Origin of the sequence: Caballeronia sp. LZ035, assembly GCF_031451175.1 — a bacterium.
Classification (GTDB): Bacteria; Pseudomonadota; Gammaproteobacteria; order Burkholderiales; family Burkholderiaceae; genus Caballeronia.
The window spans coordinates 1,213,963-1,237,160 of sequence record NZ_JARUXS010000001.1 but is presented as its reverse complement, the minus strand read 5'-3'; the positions used below and the strand labels follow the sequence as shown (position 1 = coordinate 1,237,160).

Annotated in this window: 22 protein-coding genes; 11 read left to right on the top strand and 11 right to left on the bottom strand. The window is 62.5% G+C overall.

Going from position 1 to position 23,198, the window contains the following annotated elements:
* Positions 1–228: 228 nt before the first annotated feature.
* From QCE88_RS05815 to QCE88_RS05805, 3 genes are read right to left on the bottom strand one after another with little or no spacing between them, the layout of a single operon-like run.
* Entirely contained in the window at positions 229–1,128 is a 900-nt protein-coding gene (locus tag QCE88_RS05815; protein ID WP_309899983.1) for a plasmid partitioning protein RepB C-terminal domain-containing protein, read from the bottom strand.
* The gene (locus QCE88_RS05810) at positions 1,125–2,042 is read right to left on the bottom strand and encodes a plasmid partitioning protein RepB C-terminal domain-containing protein (RefSeq protein WP_309899982.1); all 918 of its coding nucleotides are present in this window, start codon (positions 2,040–2,042) and stop codon (positions 1,125–1,127) included. The genes QCE88_RS05815 and QCE88_RS05810 overlap by 4 nt, the downstream gene beginning before the upstream one ends.
* On the bottom strand, positions 2,035–3,606 hold the full coding sequence (locus tag QCE88_RS05805; RefSeq protein WP_409018048.1) for a recombinase family protein: 1,572 nt from the start codon (positions 3,604–3,606) through the stop codon (positions 2,035–2,037). Before QCE88_RS05805 ends, QCE88_RS05810 begins: the two co-directional genes overlap by 8 nt.
* Before the next feature lie 104 nt (positions 3,607–3,710).
* On the opposite strand from QCE88_RS05805, the gene QCE88_RS05800 reads away from it, so the two are divergent.
* A complete protein-coding gene (locus QCE88_RS05800; protein WP_309899981.1) occupies positions 3,711–4,058 on the top strand; it encodes a hypothetical protein in 348 nt (115 codons plus the stop codon).
* 627 nt (positions 4,059–4,685) lie between these two features.
* Here QCE88_RS05800 and QCE88_RS05795 read toward each other — a convergent pair.
* Both QCE88_RS05795 and QCE88_RS05790 read right to left on the bottom strand, forming a co-directional pair.
* Complete coding sequence (locus tag QCE88_RS05795) at positions 4,686–6,305, bottom strand: ATP-binding protein (protein WP_309899978.1); 1,620 nt, start codon at positions 6,303–6,305, stop codon at positions 4,686–4,688.
* A gap of 43 nt (positions 6,306–6,348) precedes the next feature.
* Positions 6,349–6,978 carry an MEDS domain-containing protein gene (locus tag QCE88_RS05790; RefSeq protein WP_309899976.1) on the bottom strand — a complete coding sequence of 210 codons (630 nt, stop codon included), beginning with the start codon at positions 6,976–6,978 and terminating at the stop codon, positions 6,349–6,351.
* Between the two features lie 1,232 nt (positions 6,979–8,210).
* Here QCE88_RS05790 and QCE88_RS05785 point away from each other — a divergent pair.
* On the top strand, positions 8,211–8,555 hold the full coding sequence (locus tag QCE88_RS05785; protein WP_309899974.1) for a hypothetical protein: 345 nt from the start codon (positions 8,211–8,213) through the stop codon (positions 8,553–8,555).
* A 30-nt stretch (positions 8,556–8,585) separates the two neighbouring features.
* Here the strand turns inward: QCE88_RS05785 and QCE88_RS05780 are convergent, their stop codons facing one another.
* Positions 8,586–10,478: a TIM barrel protein gene (locus tag QCE88_RS05780; RefSeq protein ID WP_309903421.1), complete on the bottom strand. Its 1,893-nt coding sequence runs from the start codon at positions 10,476–10,478 to the stop codon at positions 8,586–8,588.
* A 293-nt stretch (positions 10,479–10,771) separates the two neighbouring features.
* Between QCE88_RS05780 and QCE88_RS05775 the strand changes: the two genes are divergently transcribed.
* Positions 10,772–11,629 carry a shikimate dehydrogenase gene (locus QCE88_RS05775; protein WP_309899972.1) on the top strand — a complete coding sequence of 286 codons (858 nt, stop codon included), beginning with the start codon at positions 10,772–10,774 and terminating at the stop codon, positions 11,627–11,629.
* Between the two features lie 227 nt (positions 11,630–11,856).
* Here QCE88_RS05775 and QCE88_RS05770 read toward each other — a convergent pair whose 3' ends face one another.
* Positions 11,857–12,537, bottom strand: coding sequence for a TetR/AcrR family transcriptional regulator (locus QCE88_RS05770; RefSeq protein WP_309807699.1), 681 nt, complete (start codon positions 12,535–12,537; stop codon positions 11,857–11,859).
* A 186-nt stretch (positions 12,538–12,723) separates the two neighbouring features.
* Here QCE88_RS05770 and QCE88_RS05765 point away from each other — a divergent pair, with 186 nt between their 5' ends.
* On the top strand, positions 12,724–13,083 hold the full coding sequence (locus tag QCE88_RS05765) for a hypothetical protein (protein ID WP_309899970.1): 360 nt from the start codon (positions 12,724–12,726) through the stop codon (positions 13,081–13,083).
* A gap of 15 nt (positions 13,084–13,098) precedes the next feature.
* Here the strand turns inward: QCE88_RS05765 and QCE88_RS05760 are convergent, their stop codons facing one another.
* Positions 13,099–14,586: a sensor domain-containing diguanylate cyclase gene (locus QCE88_RS05760; RefSeq protein ID WP_309899968.1), complete on the bottom strand. Its 1,488-nt coding sequence runs from the start codon at positions 14,584–14,586 to the stop codon at positions 13,099–13,101.
* A 374-nt stretch (positions 14,587–14,960) separates the two neighbouring features.
* Between QCE88_RS05760 and QCE88_RS05755 the strand changes: the two genes are divergently transcribed.
* The 5 genes from QCE88_RS05755 (at position 14,961) to QCE88_RS05735 (ending at position 18,761) form a co-directional block, all read left to right on the top strand.
* Positions 14,961–15,464 carry a YbhB/YbcL family Raf kinase inhibitor-like protein gene (locus QCE88_RS05755; protein ID WP_309899966.1) on the top strand — a complete coding sequence of 168 codons (504 nt, stop codon included), beginning with the start codon at positions 14,961–14,963 and terminating at the stop codon, positions 15,462–15,464.
* 130 nt (positions 15,465–15,594) lie between these two features.
* Positions 15,595–16,962 (top strand): MFS transporter, encoded by a 1,368-nt coding sequence (locus QCE88_RS05750; RefSeq protein ID WP_309899964.1) that lies wholly within the window; start codon positions 15,595–15,597, stop codon positions 16,960–16,962.
* Positions 16,963–17,073: 111 nt separating this feature from the next.
* A complete protein-coding gene (locus QCE88_RS05745) occupies positions 17,074–17,625 on the top strand; it encodes a type 1 glutamine amidotransferase domain-containing protein (RefSeq protein ID WP_309899961.1) in 552 nt (183 codons plus the stop codon).
* 157 nt (positions 17,626–17,782) lie between these two features.
* Positions 17,783–18,133, top strand: a complete 351-nt coding sequence (locus tag QCE88_RS05740; RefSeq protein ID WP_309899959.1) for a DUF1488 domain-containing protein — start codon at positions 17,783–17,785, stop codon at positions 18,131–18,133.
* Positions 18,134–18,188: 55 nt separating this feature from the next.
* Positions 18,189–18,761: a hypothetical protein gene (locus QCE88_RS05735; RefSeq protein WP_309899958.1), complete on the top strand. Its 573-nt coding sequence runs from the start codon at positions 18,189–18,191 to the stop codon at positions 18,759–18,761.
* Positions 18,762–18,840: 79 nt separating this feature from the next.
* Here the strand turns inward: QCE88_RS05735 and QCE88_RS05730 are convergent, their stop codons facing one another.
* On the bottom strand, positions 18,841–19,092 hold the full coding sequence (locus QCE88_RS05730) for a hypothetical protein (RefSeq protein WP_309899956.1): 252 nt from the start codon (positions 19,090–19,092) through the stop codon (positions 18,841–18,843).
* Positions 19,093–19,316: 224 nt separating this feature from the next.
* On the opposite strand from QCE88_RS05730, the gene QCE88_RS05725 reads away from it, so the two are divergent.
* Positions 19,317–19,769 carry a PA2169 family four-helix-bundle protein gene (locus QCE88_RS05725; protein WP_309831278.1) on the top strand — a complete coding sequence of 151 codons (453 nt, stop codon included), beginning with the start codon at positions 19,317–19,319 and terminating at the stop codon, positions 19,767–19,769.
* 73 nt (positions 19,770–19,842) lie between these two features.
* Here the strand turns inward: QCE88_RS05725 and QCE88_RS05720 are convergent, their stop codons facing one another.
* Complete coding sequence (locus QCE88_RS05720; RefSeq protein WP_309899954.1) at positions 19,843–20,064, bottom strand: hypothetical protein; 222 nt, start codon at positions 20,062–20,064, stop codon at positions 19,843–19,845.
* Positions 20,065–20,385: 321 nt separating this feature from the next.
* Entirely contained in the window at positions 20,386–20,736 is a 351-nt protein-coding gene (locus QCE88_RS05715; RefSeq protein ID WP_309899952.1) for a BON domain-containing protein, read from the bottom strand.
* Between the two features lie 460 nt (positions 20,737–21,196).
* Between QCE88_RS05715 and QCE88_RS05710 the strand changes: the two genes are divergently transcribed.
* Positions 21,197–22,684: an RNA polymerase factor sigma-54 gene (locus QCE88_RS05710; RefSeq protein WP_309899950.1), complete on the top strand. Its 1,488-nt coding sequence runs from the start codon at positions 21,197–21,199 to the stop codon at positions 22,682–22,684.
* Positions 22,685–23,198 lie beyond the last annotated feature (514 nt).

The window sequence follows — 23,198 nt, the reverse complement described above, 5'->3', positions numbered from 1 at the left end:
CCGGCGCCATCCAAGTATTGGCGACACCGGGCCATCTCGAAAGATCAAAAACTGAAATGCTGCGTTTCAAATCCTCGAATAACCTGCCGAAGGCGAGACTAATCTAAGCCAGCAGCGGAGCCGCACCTGCTTATGCATCCGCCAGTCTCAGACCGACGCGCCGATCGAACGCCCGGCAGTCTGTCAAGTCGGCAGAGTCGAAACGCGCGCCAAATGGCGGACGAGCACCTACTCTCGCTCGGGGCTACGACTGTCGGCGGCAATGGCCTCCATCGTCGCGACCAATGTCGCCAAGAGGTCGGGGTGGTGGTGCCGCAGATGCTTGTGTATCGCCTCATTTCGAAGCAGCCGCGTTGTGAAGCCCTTGGCAACGACAAGTGTCAGCATCGTGTCCCCGATGCTTTCCTCGGCCGCCTGGCTGTCTAGATTCAGCCGCTCCATCTCCTTCTCCATGCGCGCGAGGTCCTCTTGCGAAATATGCTCGCGCTTCTTCGCTTTCGCCGGTTCCGCCAACGCGTCAGGGCGTGTAGTAACCAAAAGCATCTCCGCATAGCTCGCCGTGAAGCGGTTTGCCGCGATCATCATTTCGCAGGCTTCGATCTGCCTCATAGGTTTCATCTTTCTCAAGGTCGAAAAAACCCTCGGGATCACCATGCGGTCTTTGAGCAAAGAGACAGCCTCCGGCGCGATGCCGTCAAGGAGATGAACTTTCTCTCGGACACGTTTAAGGTCCATTTGCAAGGTCGCTGCGATGCGCTCCTCCGATGCCCCCTTGGCAAGCGCGGCCCGGATCATTCGATGATCATGAACGGCGGTGCTTCGGTTGATGTGGCGATTGAAGGTGTAGCTTTCGTCGTCCGAGGACACCATGCACGGCGCTGTTTGCCTTTTCAATTCTTTGAGCGCTTCAAGCCGAAGGCGCCCGTCGAGCAAGTGATACTCGCCTTCGTTGTCGGCCGACCGGAACACAGCCAATGGCTCAATCACGCCCAGCTCCCGCACCGAACTCAGAATCGTTCGAAACTTCGGCGTCAACAGAACGCGGGGCGCCATCGGCGCGCCAGGGCGAATGAGGGCGATGGGGACTTCGATGATTTGCCGCTCAAATCCATGCTTGATGCCGCTCATGGCAATAACTCCTCAGGGATGCGGCTCGCGAGCGCTTGCGGAATGTCTTTGATTCCCTCCGCTCTAAGCAAGGTGCGGAAATGCTCGTCAGCGAGCAGTCTTCGAAACGTCGATGTGATCATGAGAAGCCGCTGCTCTTGAAACGCGGCGTTTTGTACGATGCGGCGTTGGCGCCGAGCCTCAGTTTGATAAGTCCGCAGCAGTTTTTGCGGGGTGGGAGCGTCTTTGGGCATCGGCTTCTTGGAGTGGTAGGCCTTCCCGATCGCCTCCCGCTTGCTGATCAGCTTGCGCACCTTGATCAGTTGCTCGCCTTTCAGCGTTCCGCTTTCGTAAGCGGCTACCATCGCGGCTTGAATCTCGTCGCTTGATGAGCGCGAGATGTCGAGCGCCACCCACATCGGGATTTGCTTCTTCTCAACGGCGCGAAGCAGCCGTTGTTCGCCCTTGGCCAACAAGTGCAGGATGTTGTTGATGTAGCTCGAATCCAAGTTGGTCTTTTTGGCGATTTGCTCGCTCGTGTATCCTCGATCCTTGAGGATCTGCAAGCCGCTGAGAAGCTCCTCCGTCGTGTGCCGCCGCCTTGCGATGTTTTCCGTCAGGCTGATGAGGAAGCGCTCAACCCGATCCGCCTCGACCACGCAGCACGGGATCATGGTTTCACCCAGCGATTTTAGGGCTTCGAATCGCCCTTGGCCGCACAGCACTTCGTGCCAAGGGCCGCCCTCATCGTTTCCTCCAAACGCCACGGTGATCGGGCGCTTCAAGCCGACCGTGGCGATGTTCTCCACGAGTTGAGCGAAGAAAAGGCTGTTGCGCGTGCGCGGATTGAGGACTCGAAGGCGCTCCGCCGGCAACAACGTGATCTGCTCCTCCCGAGGCAGCGTGGCTCCCAACCCCTTGGCTTCGTCATCCATAAGACGCTCCTCGCAATGGCGCTCTGCGCCCCATGAAAGCCAACATCTCTAAGTCGTCGAAGCGAAACGCGTCCAGGCCGCGCTCATTTTGTTCTCCGATGCGCAGCATCGCTTCGCCCATCCCCCATGCGGGCAGGAGGTAGTAGTCGCGGATCGCCTGAGCGTCCGGCTCCATCCGCACAGCGACAGTCAGGTCGGGCCGCAGCGCGTTGTCGAGCCGAACGATCCAACGCAGGCCGCCGCCTGGAGTGGCGCGGCATCGGCAGAGGACCAAGGAGGCCTTGAACTCGGCGTTGATCCACAGAAGGCCCGGTTCCGCGTCGTCCTCGACGGAAGCCCCCGAAGCCGCCATCACCTCTTTGGCTTTTCGAACAATCTCAGGGTGCATCTCTCGCAAGCGCCTGTTGATCTCGACGTATCGGTAGTCGCGGTCCGGGCGGTAGCCGATGAGCGAATACGTGCGCAACAAGCTTCCGAATCGGCCGCGAAACGCGCTGCTTGACGGACAGTCCTGCGTCTCGTCGATGACTATCCCAGAGAGATAACCGTGTTCTCGAAGCGCTCGCCGCAGGGCGTCGAGCATGTCGGCATCGCTAAGGCGATAAGATCGCGCGAGGATCATCTGGCGGGCCGCGTCGAACATGATCTGGTCGACGATCGGCTCGAACGCGTTATCCTTTCTCACCCATTCTGCGGGAGGGTTTCTCACCCGCTCTTGTTTGAGCTTGTAGGAGACGCGATTCCAAACATTGTGCCCTGCGTATTTTTCGTTTATCAGGATCTGATGCACCGTCCCGCGCGTCCATACGGCGCCTCTATCCGTGCGAGTCCCCGACGCGTTGAGTACATGCGCGATCTCGCTCTCGGCGCGGCCTTCCTCGACGAACGCGCGATAGATCTCCCGCACTGTGGCCACCTCTTGTGCGGGGCCGGGACGCAAAATGACTCGGTCAGTTTGGGCGAATTTGTGCTTGCCGGCGGTGAGTTCCGTCACCTCTCCGGCCGGGTCGACAACGGCACGGCGAAGCCCGTAGCCCGCTGCGCCCCCTTGGCGGTAGCCAATTTTGATTAGGCGCGTTTGCCCCGCGTGAACCTTGACGCTAAGCTCGCGGCTGTATTCTCCGGCCATTGAGCGCTTGAGGCTTTTGATGATGCTGCTCACCGGGGAGCCGTCGTTCTCGAATTGCTCCGCGCAATAGAGGATGCGGACGCCCTTTTGCTTGCATCGGATTTCGTAGCTCGCGCTTTCGTCCGGATCTTGGAAGCGTCCCCAGCGGCTCACGTCATAGACCAACACGAAATCGTAGTCTGCCCGGCCCGATTCTACGTCTCGCAGAAGATCTTTCAGGCCCTCCCGGCCGTCGAGTCGCAGCCCGCTTTTGCCCTCGTCAGCATAAACGCGCACGATGTCGAGGTTGCGCAGCTCGGCGTATGCGCCGATGACCTCGCGTTGGTTCTCGGTGGAGTATTTCTGATGCTCCGTCGACATGCGCACATACGCGGCCGCGCGCGCTCGCCCGGCGGCTTCGTCACTTGTCTTTTGATCGCGCGCGAGCCAAATCACGCTTCGCCTCCTTAGCTCGAAGACTAGCGGCGTCCCGACAGGCGGCGCGCCAAGCCAAGCCTCGATTCTTCCGTTCGGAAACTATACGTTTGGAGGCGAGAAACATGTTGCCGAGAAACCGCAAGAATTTGCGCGATGTTCAGCCAGTCGGCGCCGAATATCCCCTCGCGATCGCGATGGCTTTGAAATCAGACCTCAGAGACTCCGCGAACGCCGTCAAAGTCGCGGCGCGCTGGACGGGAGCCAGCGAGCGGACCGCGCAAAACTGGCTGAACGCAACGCGGGGGCCGAAAGGCGAGCATCTGCTCGCCCTTGCGCGGCATTCGAACGCCGTGCACGCCGCTTGTTTGGTCATGGCGGGTCGAGCCGGGCAAACGCAGCGCGACTTGGACGCATGCGTTGAACTGCTTCTTAAAGCGATTGACCTTCTCTCAAGAAACGTGGGCGCATAGCCCCTCGCCTTTTCGTAGGCCGCGCTAGATTAGATCGCCGGCGGAATCTCAACAGGTTGCGATTTGCAACTTAAGGGCCTAATAGACTCGCGGGCAGCGAGGGGCGAACTCGCCGAGCTGGACTCGTTCGCTCAGTCCCTTCCATATCCAAAGATGTTCTGACGTATATCAGCGATGACGCCTATCGCGTCGGCGACGCTTTTTCCGTGCCGAGTGAGTGACTTTGTGAGATCCGCTTGCGTTGCTCCGCCTTGGAGGAACAGAGGGCGTCTGCTTGACTTGGCCGGGGCCTATTCAGGAGTCACCGCTAAGGGATGCAGCCCAAACCAGACCTGCGAAGATCGAACAATGCGCATTGGCCACTCACTGCTCGACGCGGTCGCCCGAAACCGACCCGAAACAGACACGCGCGTTGGCACCATGCCAACGACTGCTTCCAGGATCTAAGTGCCACTCGCTTCGCGAATCGCACGTGTTTGACCAAACGTGCAGTGCCGACAGAAACATTGCCATAGTTGAGCCCGCTGCGTAACTGCTGCCTCCGGATCTGTCTCGGATGGCTGTGTCTGCTCCCCGGCCGAACACTTCCTCAACCAAAGGACATTCATCGCGAGGCATTGGTATGCTTCAGTTGGCCAGCCGGTCTTTCTTGTCATTTAGTGCATCAACAAGATTCGGCAATGCCACGGGCTTCACAAAATGGCGCTCGAAGCCAGCAGTGGATGAACGCCTCAGGTCCTCGGCCTGGCCATAGCCTGTAAGCGCGAACAGACGAAGCCCAACAAGTTGCGGCTGCGCACGCAGGATGACGGCCAGTTCATATCCACTCATGCCGGGTAGGCCGATATCAAGCACGGCAACTGAAGGTTCAAAATGTGTTGCGACCTCAAGAGCCTGTATGGGGTCCATTGCTGTCGCAACGTCGAAGCCCGATTCAGAGAGAAAGGCTTCCATAGAAAACAGACTGTCCGCATTGTCATCAACGAGAAGTACGCGTGTTCCCGCGCAACTCGGAACGATACGCTTGGTTGGTGCGCGCGCTGCGCGCATGCTTGCAATCTCGGCCGGTGTAGCAAGCGGCAGTGTCACTGTAAATGTCGCCCCCTGTCCCGGTCCGTCACTACTCGCCGTGACAGAACCGCCGTGGAGCTCAACGAGATTTTTGACAAGTGCGAGACCGATCCCCAGCCCACCCTTTGAACGGTCAATTGTCGTGCGTCCCTGCTCAAAAATCGTGAAAAGCTTCGGCATCAGTTCGGCACTGATGCCGACGCCGTCATCGCGAACTGAGATCAGGACCTGGCTTGCCACCACGCGAGCTTCGACCCTGATCTCTCCGCCAGTTTCTGTGTACTTGGCCGCGTTATTCAGCAAGTTGCTAAAGGCTTGGGTCAGACGTGTCAGATCCCCGAAGATTTGTGCACCGTCGTCGGACACCTCCACTGAGAGCCGTTGCTTGCGCTGTTCCACGAGCGGACTGGCGGCTTCCACTGCACGCGTGATCACCGAACTGATTCGCAGACTTTCGCGGTGCAGCTCGATCTTCCCCCGGGTAATGCGACTGACATCAAGCAGGTCTTCGACAAGGCGCGACAGGTGGGCAACCTGACGATCAATAATCTCGTAATACTTGTCCGTCACGTTGCCACGTTCGCGACGGATCATCTCTAACGCGGTGGTGATCGGCGCCAGCGGGTTGCGCAGCTCATGTCCGAGCATCGCGAGGAATTCGTCTTTTGACCGGTTTGCCTCTTCACGTTCGTGTGCAGCCTTGGCCGCCTGGATGCCGGTCGCTGCCTGCGATGTGGCCGCACGCAAGAAAGCGATTTGGTTGACGGTCGGGAAGTCGGGCTCCATTGCACCGAACCAGATACTTCCCTGCCCGGAACTGAAGCCCATGCTCAGGCGAATCACCCTCATCGGGCCGACCGGGGTTTCGCACAGATTGACTCGCGTGCCGATTGGAAGCCGATGCCATTCGGCAACCGTCTGGTACCAGGCGCTTGCATCGTCGACCTCGACATCCCTGCCACCGAGTCGCATCTGTACGAGTGCCGCCGCCTGCGGCAGCAACGGAACGTCGACATGGCAGATGTCGAGGGGAACGATTCGCTCGATCGCCTGGATCATCAGTTCGACGATGGCTTTCCCGTCTCGCCCCGCCCAGAGCGCGGGAAGCGCCAGCAGACCCATTAGGTCTCTCAGGGCGCGCTCCGCACTTTGCTGAGTATCCCGATCGATGCTCATCTATCCCGTTCTGACATGAAAGGCGTACGTTGTATTTTGATTTTTAGACTGCGGCTCGCGATTTGCGCAAGTCGAGTTCCTTGATCATTTCCGACGGAGAGATAAAGAACGGATTTTCCTGGACAATGCCATTGATGAGGGTCAGTGGATGTGTGCGCAGCACGTCCATCAGCATCGCACCCGTCAGCTTGGCCATATCGTAGACACACACGGCAGGTTGCCGGTTACGTTCGATGATCTCGTTTACTTCGGCTTCGTACGCGATGAGGTCGGGCACAGTTGGCGTGTCGCCGAAGGCCCAGTCCATGTTTCCCATGATGCGCAGCCGGGAAAAGCCCGCGTCGCGACCCGAACCTGTGAGGCGGTCCACCATTGCCAGCATTCGGTCCTTGTTAAAGCTGCCTTCGCCATCCAGGTAGGCCTCGGGCCAGGTAACGACTTCGAGCTGCCCGCACGCTTCACAGTCGTGCGTCCTAATGCCCGAAGCCTCGAGTCTGGCACGGTGGTCGTCAATCAGCGCCGGGTCGACAATGTGGAAATTCTTTTCTCCGTTCTCGATTGCCTGCTTATAGAACGGATTCAGCGCGTCGTACTCCTCGTCCCGGCTGTCGAAAAAAGCGCACACATGGAATGCATCCATCGGCGTGCCGGCGATGGTAATGGGATTGTCCATCTGGTCTCTCCAAGGAGTTTTCGGTGCAACGCCAATCCCGTCCAGTCAGAAAACGCGATATGACCCGAATTATGGCTGACACCGAGCCCCATTCTATGGCATCGCTGCAAGGGGGCGACGGTTTTCAAAGCTGCCGCCCGGGGAGCCGCGATGCCGCCAGCTTAGCTCGCGCTGGGACTACCAAAGACTTGCGGTTGAAAATCCCGTGACAACAACGACGCAAGTCCGTGAAACGGACTTGCCTGTCCGGCGGATAAAAATGCGGAGACGGCAGTCGTTAAGTGTACCGAGCCCGGCCAAATAGTGACTGCATTCGACTGGAGGTCGTTCCGGCGGGCTCGCCGCCGGCTTCGAGATCCCAAGCATGTCATACAGGCCTGCGAGATCGCCCTTCGTGGACCACAGGCACAGGAGCGAACGCTGAACGGCACGGTCGACCGTGCCGTCGGAGATGCCTCCCGGCGGACACGGTTCCGGCGTACCCCGTTGTCTATGTTTCGTCCGAAGCATCGCCACGATTTCGCAAACCGCCCACCCGCCTTGATGTCTCTTGTTCAAGGCTGAACAGCCATTGGAGTGACCATGCGCAGTTGACCGTGAACGGCAGGTACTGGCCGACTGCTGACCTTTTTATTGAAGGAACTGTGAGAGCAGCGGCTCCGGCGAATCAGGGGGTCCTGCGCATTCGAGCTCAGTTACCTCAGTGAAGCTCTGACAAACCCATTCTAAGGAGCAACTGCGTCTGTGCCCGAGGTTGGCCCGCACACGGTCTTGTGGATACGGTTTGACCGGAACGGCAAGACGGATCGCTGGCGAGGCGGAGTGTCGGCTTTCCAGCGTAAGCAGCGCCTTAACAACTCTGCCCATCAGAGATACCAGAGATATCGAAAAGCAAACAACTAACGATGTCCGCGCCTCAACTGGTTCAGCCCGAAATTTGTCGCGAGGGCAGGAGGCCGGCTACATTTTTCACCTGCTACAGAATTGCTACAGCAAGGGGGGAAATCCTTTTCCTGTAAAGCGCAGAGCTTTCATTCCACCCCGTGAACTACGGGGAGCGGACCGCCGCTCGCCGAGGGCATCGGCGAGCGAGCGCAGAGTATAGCAAAGGCGCTTGGCAGGCATCGACCGCACTTTGGCAAAAATCTGGCCGCTACATGAGCGGCGATAAATTCCGATGAATACGGGTTTACGCCTATCAAGAATCGCCAGGCCGCGCCGCCATCGCGTTAATGGACCCCATTCCCGATTCCAAGCCGCAGGGCGCGTTTTCGGCGTTGCTGGCAGACCAAGACCTGACGCACCTCGAAAAGGTGTTGCGGCGCTCATTGTCGTCCGATCTCGGCGGTCCCTTGTTGCCGCCCTCGTACTGGCGCGAGCGGCTTGCATCGATCACGCGTCAGTCGCATCTCTCCCATACCCAGATTCAGACCGTGCATCGGCTGTACCTGCATATCGACGCCTTCGAGGCCGACGTGCGCAAGCGTGAAAGCCAACGTGAACGCGAGCGCGCCGCCGAAGCCGATACTGCCGCTCTCGCCACGCTCGCCGCCGGCGTCAAGCCGCGCAGCGCCTGAATACCCTTTGCGTTTCCCCGCCTAGCCCGCCTAGCCCGCCTTGCGCGCCCGCTGCTGCTGCGCGTGCGCCGCGAGTCGCACGGCTGCATTGGCCGCGCCATACCCGTCGTAGCCGCCCCGCCGCTCGATCACTTCCAGGAAAAAGCGCTGGTCGAGTTGCTCCGTATAGGCGTGAAAGAACTCGCCGCCACGCTCGTCACGATCGTAGAGGATGTTGTGCTCGTGCATGGTCTCGATCTGCTCGTCAGGCAAGCCGAAGCGCGCCACCAGATCGTCATAGTAGTTGCGCGGAATGCGCAGGAACTTGACGCCGTCTGCCTCCAGACGGGGAATCGCATCGAAGATGTCGGGCGTGCTGAACGCCACGTGATTCAGGCCCGAGCCGCGATACGCCGACAGCGATTCCGACACCGCCGTATAGCGGTCCACCGACGCATTCAACGCAATGCGCACCGAGCCGTCGCGGCTGCGCACGGCCCGGCTGCGCACCAGACCGTACGGGTCCGGCACGAGCACGGCCGCTTCCGTCTCGAAACCGAACGCGCTGCGGAAGAACAGCACCCAGGTGTCGAGCGCATCGGCGGGCAGCGACAGGCACACGTGATCGATACGTGACAACGGCCCCACTTCGTACGGCCCGTCGATGTCGGTGAGCACGAAGTCCGACTCCCACAGCGTCGGGCCGCCGGGCGCTTCGTCGACGAAGTAGTCGAGACTGCCATCGGGTGACTGCACGCCCGGCACATGCCGTTCGTTCGGCCCGATACGCCCCGAAAACGGCTTCGATCCATAGGCGGCGGCGCGTTCGAACGCGAGCCGGGCATCGTCGACATGAAACGCCGACGCGCACAGCGACAGGCCATGCTGCTGGAAGAACGCACTGGCGAACGAATCGGCCTCGGCGTTGAGCACGATCGAACCCGCGCCATGCCGGTACAGCTGCACGTCCTTCGAGCGATGCTGGCCCGCAAGCCTGAAACCGAGCCTGCCGAGCCATTGCGCGAGGTGCTCGCGCGTGGGTTGATCGACGGCGAATTCGAGAAACTGGAAACCGATGTGCGCCGGCGGCGCGGGCGGATCGAACAGTTCCGGCGGCGCCTTGTCGCCCATCAGCGCGCGCGTCTGTTCCTCGAGGAAGCGCAACGAGCGATAGCCGTCCGCCGCCGTGATCGCGGTGGGCGCGGCGCGGAAGCCATCGTTGAAGATTTCCAGCGACAGCGGCCCCGTGTAGCCCGCCTCGAGCACGCGCGCCGTGAAGCCCGCGACATCGAATGCGCCCTGCCCCGGGAAACAACGATAGTGTCGGCTCCATTCGAGCACGTCCATGGCGAGGACCGGCGCATCGGCGATCTGCACGAACGCGATGCGCTCGCCGGGAATCGACGCGATCTCGTCCACCGAATCGCCAATCGACAACGTATGGAACGTGTCGAGCGCGAGGCCGAGGCTCGGGACGTTCACGGCATCGACGAGCCGCCACGCATGCTTGTACGAATTCACGTGCCGGCCCCACGCGAGCGCCTCGTACGCGACGACCACGCCCGCTTCTTCCGCCAGACGCGCGAGCACGCCAAGCTGATCGATGATCAGCGCATCGTCGCGAATCATGTCGGGCGACACGTTGGAACACGCCAGCATGCGGTCCGTGCCGAGCTCATGCATCAGCTCGAACTTGCGTTTCGCGCGCTCGGCATTGCGCCCGAGACGCTCCGCGCTCACGCCCTCGAAATCGCGGAAAGGCTGGAACAGATAGATGGCGAGGCCCAGGTCTTCGCACATGCGGCGTACGTCGGCGGGCGTGCCGTCGAAGTACAGAAGATCGTTCTCGAAGATCTCGACGCCGTCGAAACCCGCCGCCTTGATGGCCTGCAGTTTCTCGGCGAGCGTGCCGCTGATGGAAACCGTCGCGATGGATGTCCGGATTGAACGCAGCATCGCTGCCTCCTGGTTGCATTCGGTTCGTTCGATGGGATGCGGCATGGACTGGGCGCCTCTCGTGCCAGTGTAGGCCGTTATGGACCCCTCGCGCCGGAGATGAACGAGCACGGCGCGCAATCCATGTCAGTCTGCGGCATGATAGCAAACTAACTAGACCGTACAAATACGTGAAAACACCGAACGACACGTCTCATCAGGCCGTTCACACTGCGCCGTACTCGATTTCGCACTGCAGCATCGAATCCTCGCGCAGTGCCCCACCTTGCCGGAGCGCATGCATGACTCAGAAGACTTCGTATCTCATCGGCCTGATCGGCTCGGGTATCGGCGGCTCGCTCACGCCCGCGATGCACGAGCAGGAAGGCCGCACGCTCGGCCTCAACTATGTGTATCGGCGCATCGATCTGCAGGCGCTGCAACTCGAACCGGCTGCCCTTCCGGACTTGCTCGTCGCGGCCGAGCGCATGGGCTACGACGGCCTGAACATCACGTATCCGTGCAAGCAGGCGGTGATCCCCCTGCTCGACGAACTCCATCCCGACGCCCGCGCGCTGGGCGCGGTCAATACGGTCGTGCTGAAGGACGGCAGGCGCATCGGTTACAACACGGACGGATCAGGCTTCGCGCGCGCGTTCCAGCGTGGCCTGCCGGGCGTGCCGCTCGAACGTGTCGTGCAGCTCGGCGCGGGCGGCGCGGGCGCGGCTGTGGCGCACGCGGCCCTGGCGATGGGCGCGCGCGCGCTGACGCTGTTCGACTCCGATTCCACGCGCGCCGCTGCCCTCGCCGCCGACCTCGGCGCGCGTTTTCCGGACCGCACGGTGACGAGTGGCGGCGATCTGCGCGAGACGCTGGGTGCCGCGAGCGGCCTCATCCACGCGACGCCCACGGGCATGGCCAAGCTGCCCGGCTTGCCGTTGCCGGCGGACTATCTGCACAAGGAACTGTGGGTGGCGGAGATCGTGTACTTCCCGCTTGAAACCGAGCTGTTGAAGGCGGCGAAAGCGCTTGGCTGCCGCACGGTCAGCGGCGGCGGCATGGCGGTGTGCCAGGCCGTTGATGCGCTGCGCATCTTCACCGGCCGCGAGCCGGATGCCGAACGCATGTTCGCGCACTTCCAGAGTCTGCTGGAAGGCTGAACGTTCAAGCGGCATCACGAAAAACGGCGGCCTCGCAAGAGAGCCGCCGTTGGCGTTTCAGCGCGGCGCATCTTCGAGAAGCGGGCATGCAGGATCTCGTGCCGCTCGACGACCGCAAGCACCGCGTGCATCGAGCGCGCCGTCGAGCCCCATGGCGAAGAACAGGTGATCAGCGGGATGGTCGGGCGTCAGGCGCCGCAGGAACCAGGCGCTCCTGGCCGTGGCGCTCAGTCGTCGCGCCGCATGAAACACAGCACCGCATCGACGATCATCTCGCGATGCCGTGCCCGCGAACGCACGCCTGACGGATCACGTCCGAACGCGGCGCTCCATGTGTGGCGATTGCCCACGCGGTGGAAGCAGAACGAACTGATCATCAGATGCAGGTCGATGGGATCGACGTCGCCGCGAAACTTGCCCGCTGCCACCCCGCGCGCGATCAGATCCTCGATGGTTTTCACGACGCTCGAATTGCGCGCCTTGAAGGTCTTCGACTGCTCGATGTACTTGGCCGAGTGAATGTTCTCGATGGTCACGAGCCGCACGAAGTCGCGGTGTTTGTCGTGATAGTCGAAGGTGAAGCCGACAAATTCCCGCAGCGCTTCCTCGGGCTCCATCTCCGCGAGCTGGAGTTCCTGCTCGAGTGCCCGGATGTCGCCGTAGACCTGCTCCAGCACGGCTTCGTACAGCCCTTCCTTGCTGCCGAAGTAGTAGTACAGCATGCGCTTGGTGGTGTTGGTGCGCTCCGCGATGGCGTCCACGCGCGCACCGGTCAGGCCCATCGCCGAGAACTCCTGCGTGGCGATGTCGAGAATGTTCCGCTTGGTCTCCTCAGGGTCGTACTTGCGCCGTCCTTCTGCTGTGGTCGACGAGGGCGCAGTACTGGCGGCCTTGCTTCCTTTTTTCATTTTTCTGTCTGAGAACGGCATGGAAAATCGATTCTAGCATGGGCTATATAGGCATCCTTGGCGTACGCGCCAATCCTTTCCGGGCGCTTCGCCTATAATTTTCTTCCCCGCATGCAATCAAGAAAATCATTACGCATGAAGCACTCGAAAACGCTGGGAGCGTGCGCTTTGGCCGCATGCAGTCTGATGGGAAACACGGACCTGTTCGCCCAGACCGCCCTCCCGCCGGGTCATCCCGATGCCAAACAACTGATGGCCGCCGAAGGCGTCATGACCAGCGCGAGCCTCGCGCGCGGCGCCGCCGACGTCTGTCATATCGATGCCGCCAAGATCGCGCGCTTCAAGGACGTGGTCCACACCAGCTACCCCGACGCGCCCGACTTCGACGGCGAATGGAAACTCGGGCTGGCCCAGGCGCAGGCCACCGTCGACCGCTTCGCGCGGCTCAAGACGAGTCAGCCGGCCGAGTACAAGAAAGAGATTGGCGAGGCGTGTCCGGCACTCGCGCGGGGCATCGACGAGGTCACGGCCCAGCCGTCGCAGTAAGCAGCGGGATGGCGTTCATTCGTCGTTGCGCTGGCTTTCCTCGTAGTGCGCGCGCTTTTCCGTGTACATGACGGCATCCGCGCGCTGCAGCATCCCCTCGAGCCGTTCGCCGTCCTGGGCCGTGGCGGCGCCCATGGCGAACGACAGCGGCATGCCCGAATAGAACTGATTGTTCACTTCGAGCAACTGCCGGATGCTGTCGATCACCGCCTCGCCGCCGCGTTCGTCGGTGCCGGGCAGCAGCACCATGAATTCGTCGCCGCCGATGCGCGCCGCCTGGAACGGCTTCTCCACCGCCTTGCCGAGCACTTCGCCCGCGCGCCGCAGCAAAGCATCGCCGGCGGCGTGACCGAGCTGATCGTTCACTGCCTTCAGGCCGTTGACATCGATCGCGATGGCGGTCACCGGGAACGGCCCCTTGCGTTCGAGCCGGTTGATTTCATCGACGTAGAACGAGCGGTTCTTGAGCTTCGTGAGCACGTCATGCTTGCCGAGGAATTCCAGGTAAGCCTCGGCCTTCTTGCGCGCGGTGATGTCCGTCAGCGCGACGAGCACCAGGTCCCAGCGCGCCTCGTGCCCCGGAAACACCGAGAATTGCAGATGCACGTGCACCTCGTTGCCTTCCAGCGAATAGTTGACCACCTCGCGCTGATGGAAAAGCTTGTGCTCCCACAGCTCGACCAACTGCTCCTGGAAGTGCGCATGCATGTCGTCGCGGAACACATCGGGCAGGCGCGACAGCAGCGTCGCCTTGTCGGGGGCGGCGAACATGCGCAGCGTGTGCTGGTTCACGTCGAGGACGTGGATCTCCTGCATGCAGCGCTCGACGAACTCCGGATGCACATTCGTGAAGGTGCGGAAATCGACGATGCCGCGCTCGCGCACGTCGTCGAGCAACGCTTTCACGGAGCTGAAATCCTCCACCCACAGCGACACCGGCGAATGCTCGAACAGGCCGCGCGCATAGAGTTCGCTGGCGGCGGCCGTGCGCCGCATCGCTTCGAGTTCGGTGATGTCCTCGATCGTCACGAGCACGCGGCTCCACGTGTCTTCGTGCCCCGGCAGGACGACCGCCTTGAGCAGCACGTCGAGACGCTTGCCGTCGAGCGTGTAGTTGACCGTCTGGCTGACGAAACGCGCCTTGCCGGACCAGAGTTGCTCCAGTTCGTCGACGTGGGTCGTGAGCATGTCGTCACGAAACACGCGGTCGAGATTCTGCACCAGATGATCGGTGTCCTTCGCCTTGAACAGGGACAAGGTGCGCTGATTGACCTTCACCACCCGGATGCGCGACGAGCACTCCGCCACGCGCTGGGGCTCGTCGGCGAGAAACGCACGCAAGTCCGTGACGCCCGCCGCCCGCCAGCGCTCGAACTGATCGCGCACCGCGCTGAAGTCTTCGAGCCAGAGCGAGACCGGGGCGAGGTCGAACATGTCGGCATCGTCCTCCGGTACGCTCGCCGGCGTGAATTGACCGGCAGCGCGGCGCGGGTCGTTTGGCATGGGGGTCCTTTCGGCTGGCGCCGGCTCTCGGTCATGGCTAAGGCATGCGGGATCGCTCCCGAATCATCTCATTATTGTAGCGCGCCATATTTTGCGGGGGTCCGGGTCGCTGCTCAGGTCGCTGCTCAGGTCGTGCTCAGGTCGCGCTCAGGTCCTCGCCAAGGTCGCCGCCGTGTATCGGGGGCAGATGCTACACTCAATTCACAGGCAGCCCCCGGCAACCCCGAACACGATGTTCGCCGCGTACAGACCGGGCACGTTTGCTGCACTTCCTGCAGATCCACGACACCTCGCCTCGCCCGCGCGCACCCAGGCACGACACACGGCGCGATGCCGCGGTCATCGACACGCAACCACCAGGAGGCATGACTCTCATGGCTGACTTTCGCATCTGGTCGGATGAATTTCCGGCCAATGGCTTCATGACGCGCGCCCACGAGTTCGACCATCAAGCCTTCGGCGGCGCGGGTGAAAATATTTCCCCGGCGCTGCAGTGGGATGCCCCGCCCGCCGAGACGCGCAGTCTCGCGCTCACCGTCTACGATCCGGATGCGCCGACCGGCAGCGGTTTCTGGCACTGGATCGTCGTCAACATTCCGCCCGATACTCGCTCCCTGCCGCGCAATGCCGGCAAGGCCGACGGCAGCCTGCTGCCCGCCGGTGCGCTGCAACTGCGCAACGATTACGGCACGATTGGCTTCGGCGGCGCGGCGCCGCCGCGCGGCCACAAACCGCATCGCTACATCTTCCGCATCCATGCGCTGTCCGCGGAAAGCCTGCCGCTCGACGTCAACGCGACCAATGCCGTGGCGCGTTTCATGACGCACCTGAACGAAATCGATTCGGCGACCTATACCGGTCTTTATGAACTGAAGTAGGCATGACCAGGACGCGGCCTTGAAGGTCAACCAGGTCCGCGAGGTCCGCGTCCCGGCTTGCAGCGCCCGCGCACAAGCCATTTGAAAACGGCGTGTCATACAATGCGGCGCCGCCACTTCCTGCCTATCGATGGACTCCGATCAAGGTCTGCCGCTGCCCCAGCGCTACTGGGCCATTCTCGTCGTTGCGCTCGGCGTGACGCTCGCGGTACTCGACGGCGCCATCGCCAACGTCGCGCTGCCGACCATCGCGCGCAACCTGAACGCGTCGCCCGCCGATTCCATCTGGGTCGTCAACGCCTATCAGCTGGCCATCACCATCTCCCTATTGCCGCTCGCCTCGCTCGGCGACCGTATCGGCTACCGTCACGTGTATGTCGGCGGACTGGCGCTGTTCACGGTGTCGTCGCTGGCCTGCGCGCTGTCCGGCTCGCTCGTCGGACTGACCATTGCGCGCATCGTGCAGGGCTTCGGCGCGGCCGGCATCATGAGCGTCAACACGGCGCTCGTGCGCATGATCTATCCGCACAAGCAGCTCGGGCGCGGCGTCGCGATCAACACGACCGTCGTGGCCGTGTCCTCGGTCGTCGGCCCGACCGTTGCCTCGGGCGTGCTCGCGGTGGCCACCTGGCCGTGGCTCTTCGCGATCAACGTGCCGATCGGCCTCGCCGCCTTCGCCATCGGCATCCGCGCGTTGCCGCGCACGCCGGGGCATCGCCAGCCCTACGACTACCTCAGCGCGATCATGAACGCGCTGTTCTTCGGTCTCGCGATCGTCGCGGTGGACGGCGCCGGTCATGGCGCGCATCGGCCATGGGTCATCGGCGAGTTCGCGGTGGTCGTGGTGATCGGCTACTTCTTCGTCAGGCGGCAGTTGACCCGCAGTCAGCCGCTGCTGCCGGTCGACCTGCTGCGCATTCCGGTCTTCGCGCTGTCGATCGGCACCTCGGTCTGTTCGTTCTGCGCGCAGATGCTGGCCTTCGTGTCACTGCCGTTCCTGCTGCAGGACACCTTCGGCATGAGCCAGGTCGAAACCGGCTTCCTGATGACGCCCTGGCCGCTCGTCATCGTGTTCGTCGCGCCGCTCTCGGGCATTCTCGCGGATCGTTACTCGGCAGGTTTGCTGGGCGGCATCGGACTCGCGATCCTGTCGCTCGGGCTCGTGGCGCTCGCCACGCTCGGCGCGCATCCGGACGCGTTCGACATCGCGTGGCGCATGGCCGTCTGCGGCCTTGGCTTCGGCCTGTTCCAGTCGCCCAACAATCGCCAGATCATCTCTGCGGCGCCGCGTCATCGCAGCGGCGGGGCGAGCGGCATGCTCGGCACGGCTCGCCTCACTGGCCAGACGCTCGGCGCGGCGCTCGTCGCGCTGAGCTTCGGCATCGATTCCAAAAACGGCGCCACTTTCGCGCTCAGCCTCGGCGCGGGATTCGCCGCCGTGGCCGCCGTCGTCAGCCTGCTGCGGATGACCGGCGGACGCCGCGTCGAGACTGCCTGAGACAAACGCCCGCATCGCTGTAGCCAGCCCTTTGGGCACACCCCTTGCTGAACTTCGAGCATGGATTCCGCACACGCGAATCCCCCGAAAATTGCTGACAGGAGTGTGTTCATGGGCGCATCGCTCAACGGTTGCAAGGTTGCCATTCTCGCCGTCGACGGCTTCGAGCAGGCCGAACTCGTCGAGCCGCAACGCGCGCTCGAGGAAGCCGGCGCGCAAGTGCATGTCATCTCGCAGAAGGCTGGCCAGATCCAGGGTTTCAAGCACGTCGACAAGGGCGACAAGGTAGACGTCGATATCACCCTCGATGCCGCCAACGCCGGCGATTACGACGCCGTGGTCTTGCCGGGCGGCGTGGTCAACGGCGACGCCATCCGCCTGGACGCCAAGGCGCAAAGCTTCGTCAAGGAAGCCGACCGGGCGAAGAAGCCGATCGCGGTGATCTGTCACGGCGGCTGGCTGCCGATTTCGGCGGGCATCGTCGCGGGCCGCACGATGACCAGCTGGCCCAGCCTGCAGGACGACGTGCGCAACGCCGGCGGCACCTGGGTGGATCAGGAAGTGCAGGTGGACGGCAATCTCATCACGAGCCGCAAGCCGGACGACCTGCCCGCTTTCAATCGCGCGCTCATCGAAGCCCTCAGCCGGACGCGCGCGGCCTGAGCCGGCAACATCGCAACGGAGTTGTCACGATGTCCAATCCGTCCAGTCGATACGAGCGCATGTACGCACAGGGACGCGGCTCCCGCCTGGCGGCGGATGCCTCCGAAAATCCCTGCGGTCATGCTTTCGGCACGGCCTATATTGGAAACGCGGCGTCATGATCCTCGCTCACGCCATGCGGCGCGTCGCCCACCCTCGTCCCGCTTATGAGGACTCGACCATGCACATCACGTTCGCAGACGAATCCCCCGTTTACGACGGTGACGACCTCGCGATTCACTTCGCCGCACTCGTCGATGGCGAACCGGTCGTCTGTTCGATCTCCGCCGAGGCGCTCGAAGACCACTTCGGCGCACCATCGCCGCGCGAAGACGATTTGCGCGCAGCTTTCGCGAATGGCGAGGCGCGCATCCGCGCGGTCTGCGCCGAAGCACTCGATGACAACGGCGGCCAGCCCGTCGTGCTGAGAAGCGGGCTGTTCCGCGTCGCGGGCCTGGAGCCGGAGTGATCCGGACCGGCATGCCGCGCGTCGAACCCATTCACCCAGTCGATAAGGAGGGAACATGTCCCTGATCATTGCGGGCCGATTTCAAACTTTTCCCGCTGCCGAGGCGGCGGCGCAGCGCCTGTTCAAAGACGGTTTCGTCGAAGAGGACGTGACGCTGTTCTTCGTCAACCCGAGCGGGCAGCACGCGCGCCATCCTATCGGCGGTGACGTCGGCACCGATGCCGGTGCAAGCGCCGCACCCAAGGGCGCCGGCAAGGGCGTGACAATCGGCGCGGTGGCGGGCGCGGTTGTCGGCGCGGCGATCTTCGCCGTGTTTCAGGCGCCGCTGCTCGTGTCCGTGATCGCGGCGGGCGTCGGCGCGTATATCGGATCGCTGGTTGGCGCGATGTCGCATACGCGCAAGCCGAAGACGTCCGCGCAGGCCGAGGAGCCGATGCGTCATGCCGGCGTGGTGGTGGCCGTGCATGTCTCTCCCGAGTCCCAGGGCCAGGCCGCCGATACGCTGCGCGCGGCGGGCGGCATGGATATCGAGCGGGCGTCGGGACGCTGGAAACAAGGGCGCTGGAGCGACTTCGACCCGCTGCAGCCGCCGCATCCGGTAGGCGAGTTCGCGCAGACGCGCGCTTGAGGCCTCCGTCCATGTCTCACAGTGAAACGCCCGCGAAAGCGGGCGTTTCTGCATTGAGGTCACCGATTGTCAGAGCCGGTCAGACCCAGAGCCCGACGGGATGCGTGGGTCGTGCATGCGCGCGGATGCTGCAATCGGCGGGCTGCATGCGCGGCGTGTCCGTCTGGGCCGAGGAAGGCTCGCAGATCGGCGCGGCAGGCGCCGGTTGAGCCTGTGTGGCTGTCTCTTGAGCGGCGCTGACGTGTTGTCGCACTTGCAGGGTGAGCGCGGAAGCCACGATGGCCACGAGTACGAGGGACTCGCGCTTCGCGAGCCGATGCAAGAAATCCATGCTGTTTTCTCCGCTTGTCGTGCGCGACGCCTCAATGGGATTCGCGCTTGTAGTGGCCGGAGAGCAGCAAGCTGTGTGCCGCCCTCTTCCGTCCATGACCCTCGAGAGGCGAGCCCAAACAGCACGCCTTGCGGGCACGCTGCATGCGCTAAGTATCGGCAAGCCGCAACTCGCAGGGAGGCCGCGGCGCAGCAAGAATCTCAATCCAATAACGGAGGTATCCCATGAGCACGAACGTCGTATCGGTACTCAATGATCTCGTCGAAACCTCGAAGGACGGTGAAAAGGGCTTCCTCAAGGCCGCCGAGGACACGCGCGATCCCAGCCTCAAGCTGCTGTTCCAGAACCGCGCGCAAAAGTGCGCCGAAGGCGCGCGCGAACTGCAGGACGTGGTTCAGCGTCTCGGCGGCAAGCCGGAAACCGGCGGCTCAGTGGCCGGCGCGTTGCATCGTGGCTGGGTGGATGTGAAGTCGGCCGTCAGCGGTCATAGCGACCATGCCATCCTCGCCGAATGCGAGCGGGGTGAAGATGCGGCGAAGAAGAATTATCGCCAGGCGCTGGACAAGGATCTGCCGGCTGATGTCCGCGCGATCGTCGAGCGTCAATATCAAGGCGTGCTGGAGAATCACGACCGCATTCGCGACTTGCGCGATCAATATGCGGCTGCCAAGTCCTGATCGGTACCAGGTCTGCAGATGAAGAAACGGCCGCTTGCGCGGCCGTTTCTTCTTGCGGTCAGGAACGCGCAGCTTACTGCGGTGCGCCCTTGTCGTTGGTGCCCAGCGACGACGCCGCTGCGGCCGCCGAAGCGCCCTTCAGCTTGTGCGCCTTGTCCTGCTGATGCAGATAGGTGCCCTTCGACTTCTTCGCGTGCGAGCCGGTGGCCGCCGCATCCGATGCAGCCTGTGCGAAGGCGCCCGTGGAGAACGCCAGTGCCAGCGCGCCGATCAATGCCATCTTTTTCGTCTTCATGAAGAGCTCCTTTTGTCGGGGCTTCGGAACGGCGCTGTTCTGCACGCTCGTCAACCACCTGTGTAAGTAACGTCCTGAACGGCCGTACTTCGTTTTTAGATTTCGAAGTGCTGCGAGGTAATGCGCACTGCCTGAAGCGGAGTCATGTTGCGACTGCGGCGCCGGATCCGTTGCGACACGAATCACGACGCCCTGATGCGAGAACCCGCGCCCGATCCGGCCGTCCGCCTTCCGGCGAACCATCGGACCCTGCGCGGGTTCCTTGCTGCTGGCACTCAACCGCGGCCCGCCGTGGCGAAGCCGGGCATACGCACTATGCCATTACTTGGCCGCAATTTTAAGATGGTTCTTCACGGATGCAACACCGGAGACGTTCGAGACGACTTCCTCGGCGGCGGTCTTGTCTTCCGCCGACGGCACCGTACCGGTCAGCGACACCACGCCCGAACGGGTCTTCACATGGATGTGCGTCGACTTGACGTTCTTCGCGCCGAGCAGTTCGGCCTTGACCTTGGTCGTGACCGCGCTGTCATCGACCTTCTGGCCCATCGTCGTGCCGGAACCGCTGGTGGACGATGCCGGGGTCACGGTCGCGTTCTGGGCGCTGGCGTTCAGCGCGAACATCACACAAGCGATACCACCAGCTGCCTTCAGGATTTGAGTCGTCTTCATGGCAATACTCCCATTTTGTCGATTTTGGTCTGGCGTACTCACTCGCTGCTTGTTAGCAAAGGCGAGGAGCCGCTCTTCGATTTACGTCGCGCCGTAGCACGCGGAACGTGATCTCCCTACCGCAACTTGCGTGCCGAAGGCTTGTCCACGGCGTACAACAGTGGCCATACCGACCGCGATCCCTGTGAAGAATCAAGGGCTTGCTGCGGTTGCGAAGACGCACTCAAAAGCCGCCAGCGGGCGTGGCGGCCAGCCCGTGCGAATCCGTAAAACACGCAGCGCTTTTGTCTGAGTGCGTGTAAAAAAGTACGTGAATGTGGCCTCGGCCACGCATCGAAGAATCGATCCTGACGCAAAAAAGCCAGTCGCGGCACGAGCTTAACGAACGCTGGCACGGCCTGTGCTTTATAGACTTGCACATTAGCCCGTCACAGTCAGAACAATCGAGGATCAGCACGCAATGCCGCCCATACTCGAACTCCGCGCGAAGCAAAGCCTCGCGCTTACACCGCGTCTCCAGCAGTCCGTTCGCCTCTTGCAACTGTCATCGCTCGAGTTCCAGCAGGAACTGCGCAATGCGCTCGACACCAATCCGTTTCTCGAGTACGACGAAACGCAAACCGAAGACAACGCGCTCGGCGCCGACAACGGCAGCTCCATGAGCGATTCGACGCTTTCTACTCCCACAGATAGCGCAAGCGAAGGGCCCAGCAGCACCGAATCGTCGAGCGAAAGCGAAGCCAGCGTGGATGCAGGCTCGCGCGACGATTCCATGAGCGACTATTCCTCGGACCCGTTCGGACGCAGCGGGTCCCGCAACAACGGCGACGGCGAAGGCTCGGATCCGGCGGACTGGGTCCGCATCGAACCGTCGCTGCATGAGACCCTGCACGACTCGTTGCGCATGTATCAACTGAGCGAGCGCGATCGGGCGATCGCGCAGCTCATCATCGAAGCGCTGGATGACGACGGTTATCTGCGCCAGGAATTGAGCGATCTGGCCAATGTGGTCGAGATCGAGCCGGCGCTCGGCGAAGACGAACTCACGATTGCACTCAAGCTGGTTCAATCGCTCGACCGGCCGGGCGTGGGCGCGCGCAATCTGTCCGAATGCCTGACCCTGCAGCTCGAAGCGCTCGACGAAGACACGCCGGGCCGCGCGGTCGCGCTCGAGATCGTTGCGCATCACCTCGAACGTCTGGCGCGACGCGAGCAAGCCGAGCTGCAGAAGAAGATTGGCTGTAGCGCCGATGAACTGCGCATCGCCTGCGCGCTCGTCCGCCGTCTCGATCCGAAACCGGGTGAGAACTACGGCCAGAGCGAGGACAACTACGTCGTGCCGGATGTGATCGTGCGTCCGGTCAAGAAGCAGTGGCTGGTGACGATCAATCCTGCCGTGCTGCCGCGCGCGCGCATCCACCGCATGTATGCCGAACTGTTCGCGCAATCGGCCGGCGCAAGCCGTTCGCCGCTCGCGCAGCAGCTGCAGGAAGCACGCTGGCTGATCCGCAATGCCCAGCAACGTTTCACTACGATCCAGCGCGTGGCGGAATGCATCGTGTCGCATCAGAAGGCGTTCTTCGACTATGGCGAAATCGCATTGAAGCCGCTGGTGCTGCGCGACGTCGCCGATGAACTCGGTCTGCATGAGTCGACCATCTCGCGCGCGACGGGGAACAAGTACATGTCCACGCCGCGCGGCATTTTCGAGTTCAAGCATTTCTTCCCGCGCGAGCTGTCGACGGAAAGCGGCGGCACCTGCTCGGCCGCAGCCGTGCGTGCGTTGCTGAAGGAAATGATCTCGCAGGAGAACACCCGCGATCCCCTGTCCGACGTGAGTCTCGCGAAGATGCTGGCGGACCAGGGCGTGATCGTGGCGCGCCGCACGGTGGCGAAGTATCGCCACCTGATGAAGGTGCCGCCCGCGGAGTTGCGTCGCCAGGCGTGATGCGCTTCGTTCGCGTGGGCAAGCGGCTCACGCGGATGCACTGATTGTCACGCTCTCAAGCGCTCGGCGACGACCCGGTCAAGCGAGGCGCCTGAGCGACAGGGAGCGTAGCCGACAGGCCGTCCGTTCGCGGACGGCCTTTTTTTGCGGGCGCTGGAGGTCAGGGTCGCTGTTCCTGCGCTTGGCGCGTTGTTCAACGTCGCTGTTCAGTGCTGTCGTTCTGCGTGGCTTTTCTGCGCAGGTGTTCAACGCCTCCGTTCAGCGCCTTCGTTCAGCGCCTCCGTTCAGCACCTTCATTCAGCGCCTTGGTTCCGCGCCTTTGTCCCGCGCCGGTATTCAACGCCCCCGTTCCGCGCCTTCGTACAGCGCCCTCGTTCAACGCCCTCGTTCGGCGCCTTCGCTCAGCGCCGGTGTTCAACGCCGGTGTTCGACGCCTTCCTTCAGCGCATCCGTTCAGTGCCTTCGTTCGGCGCCTTCGCTCAACGCCGGGTTCAACGCCTTCCTTCAGCGCCTC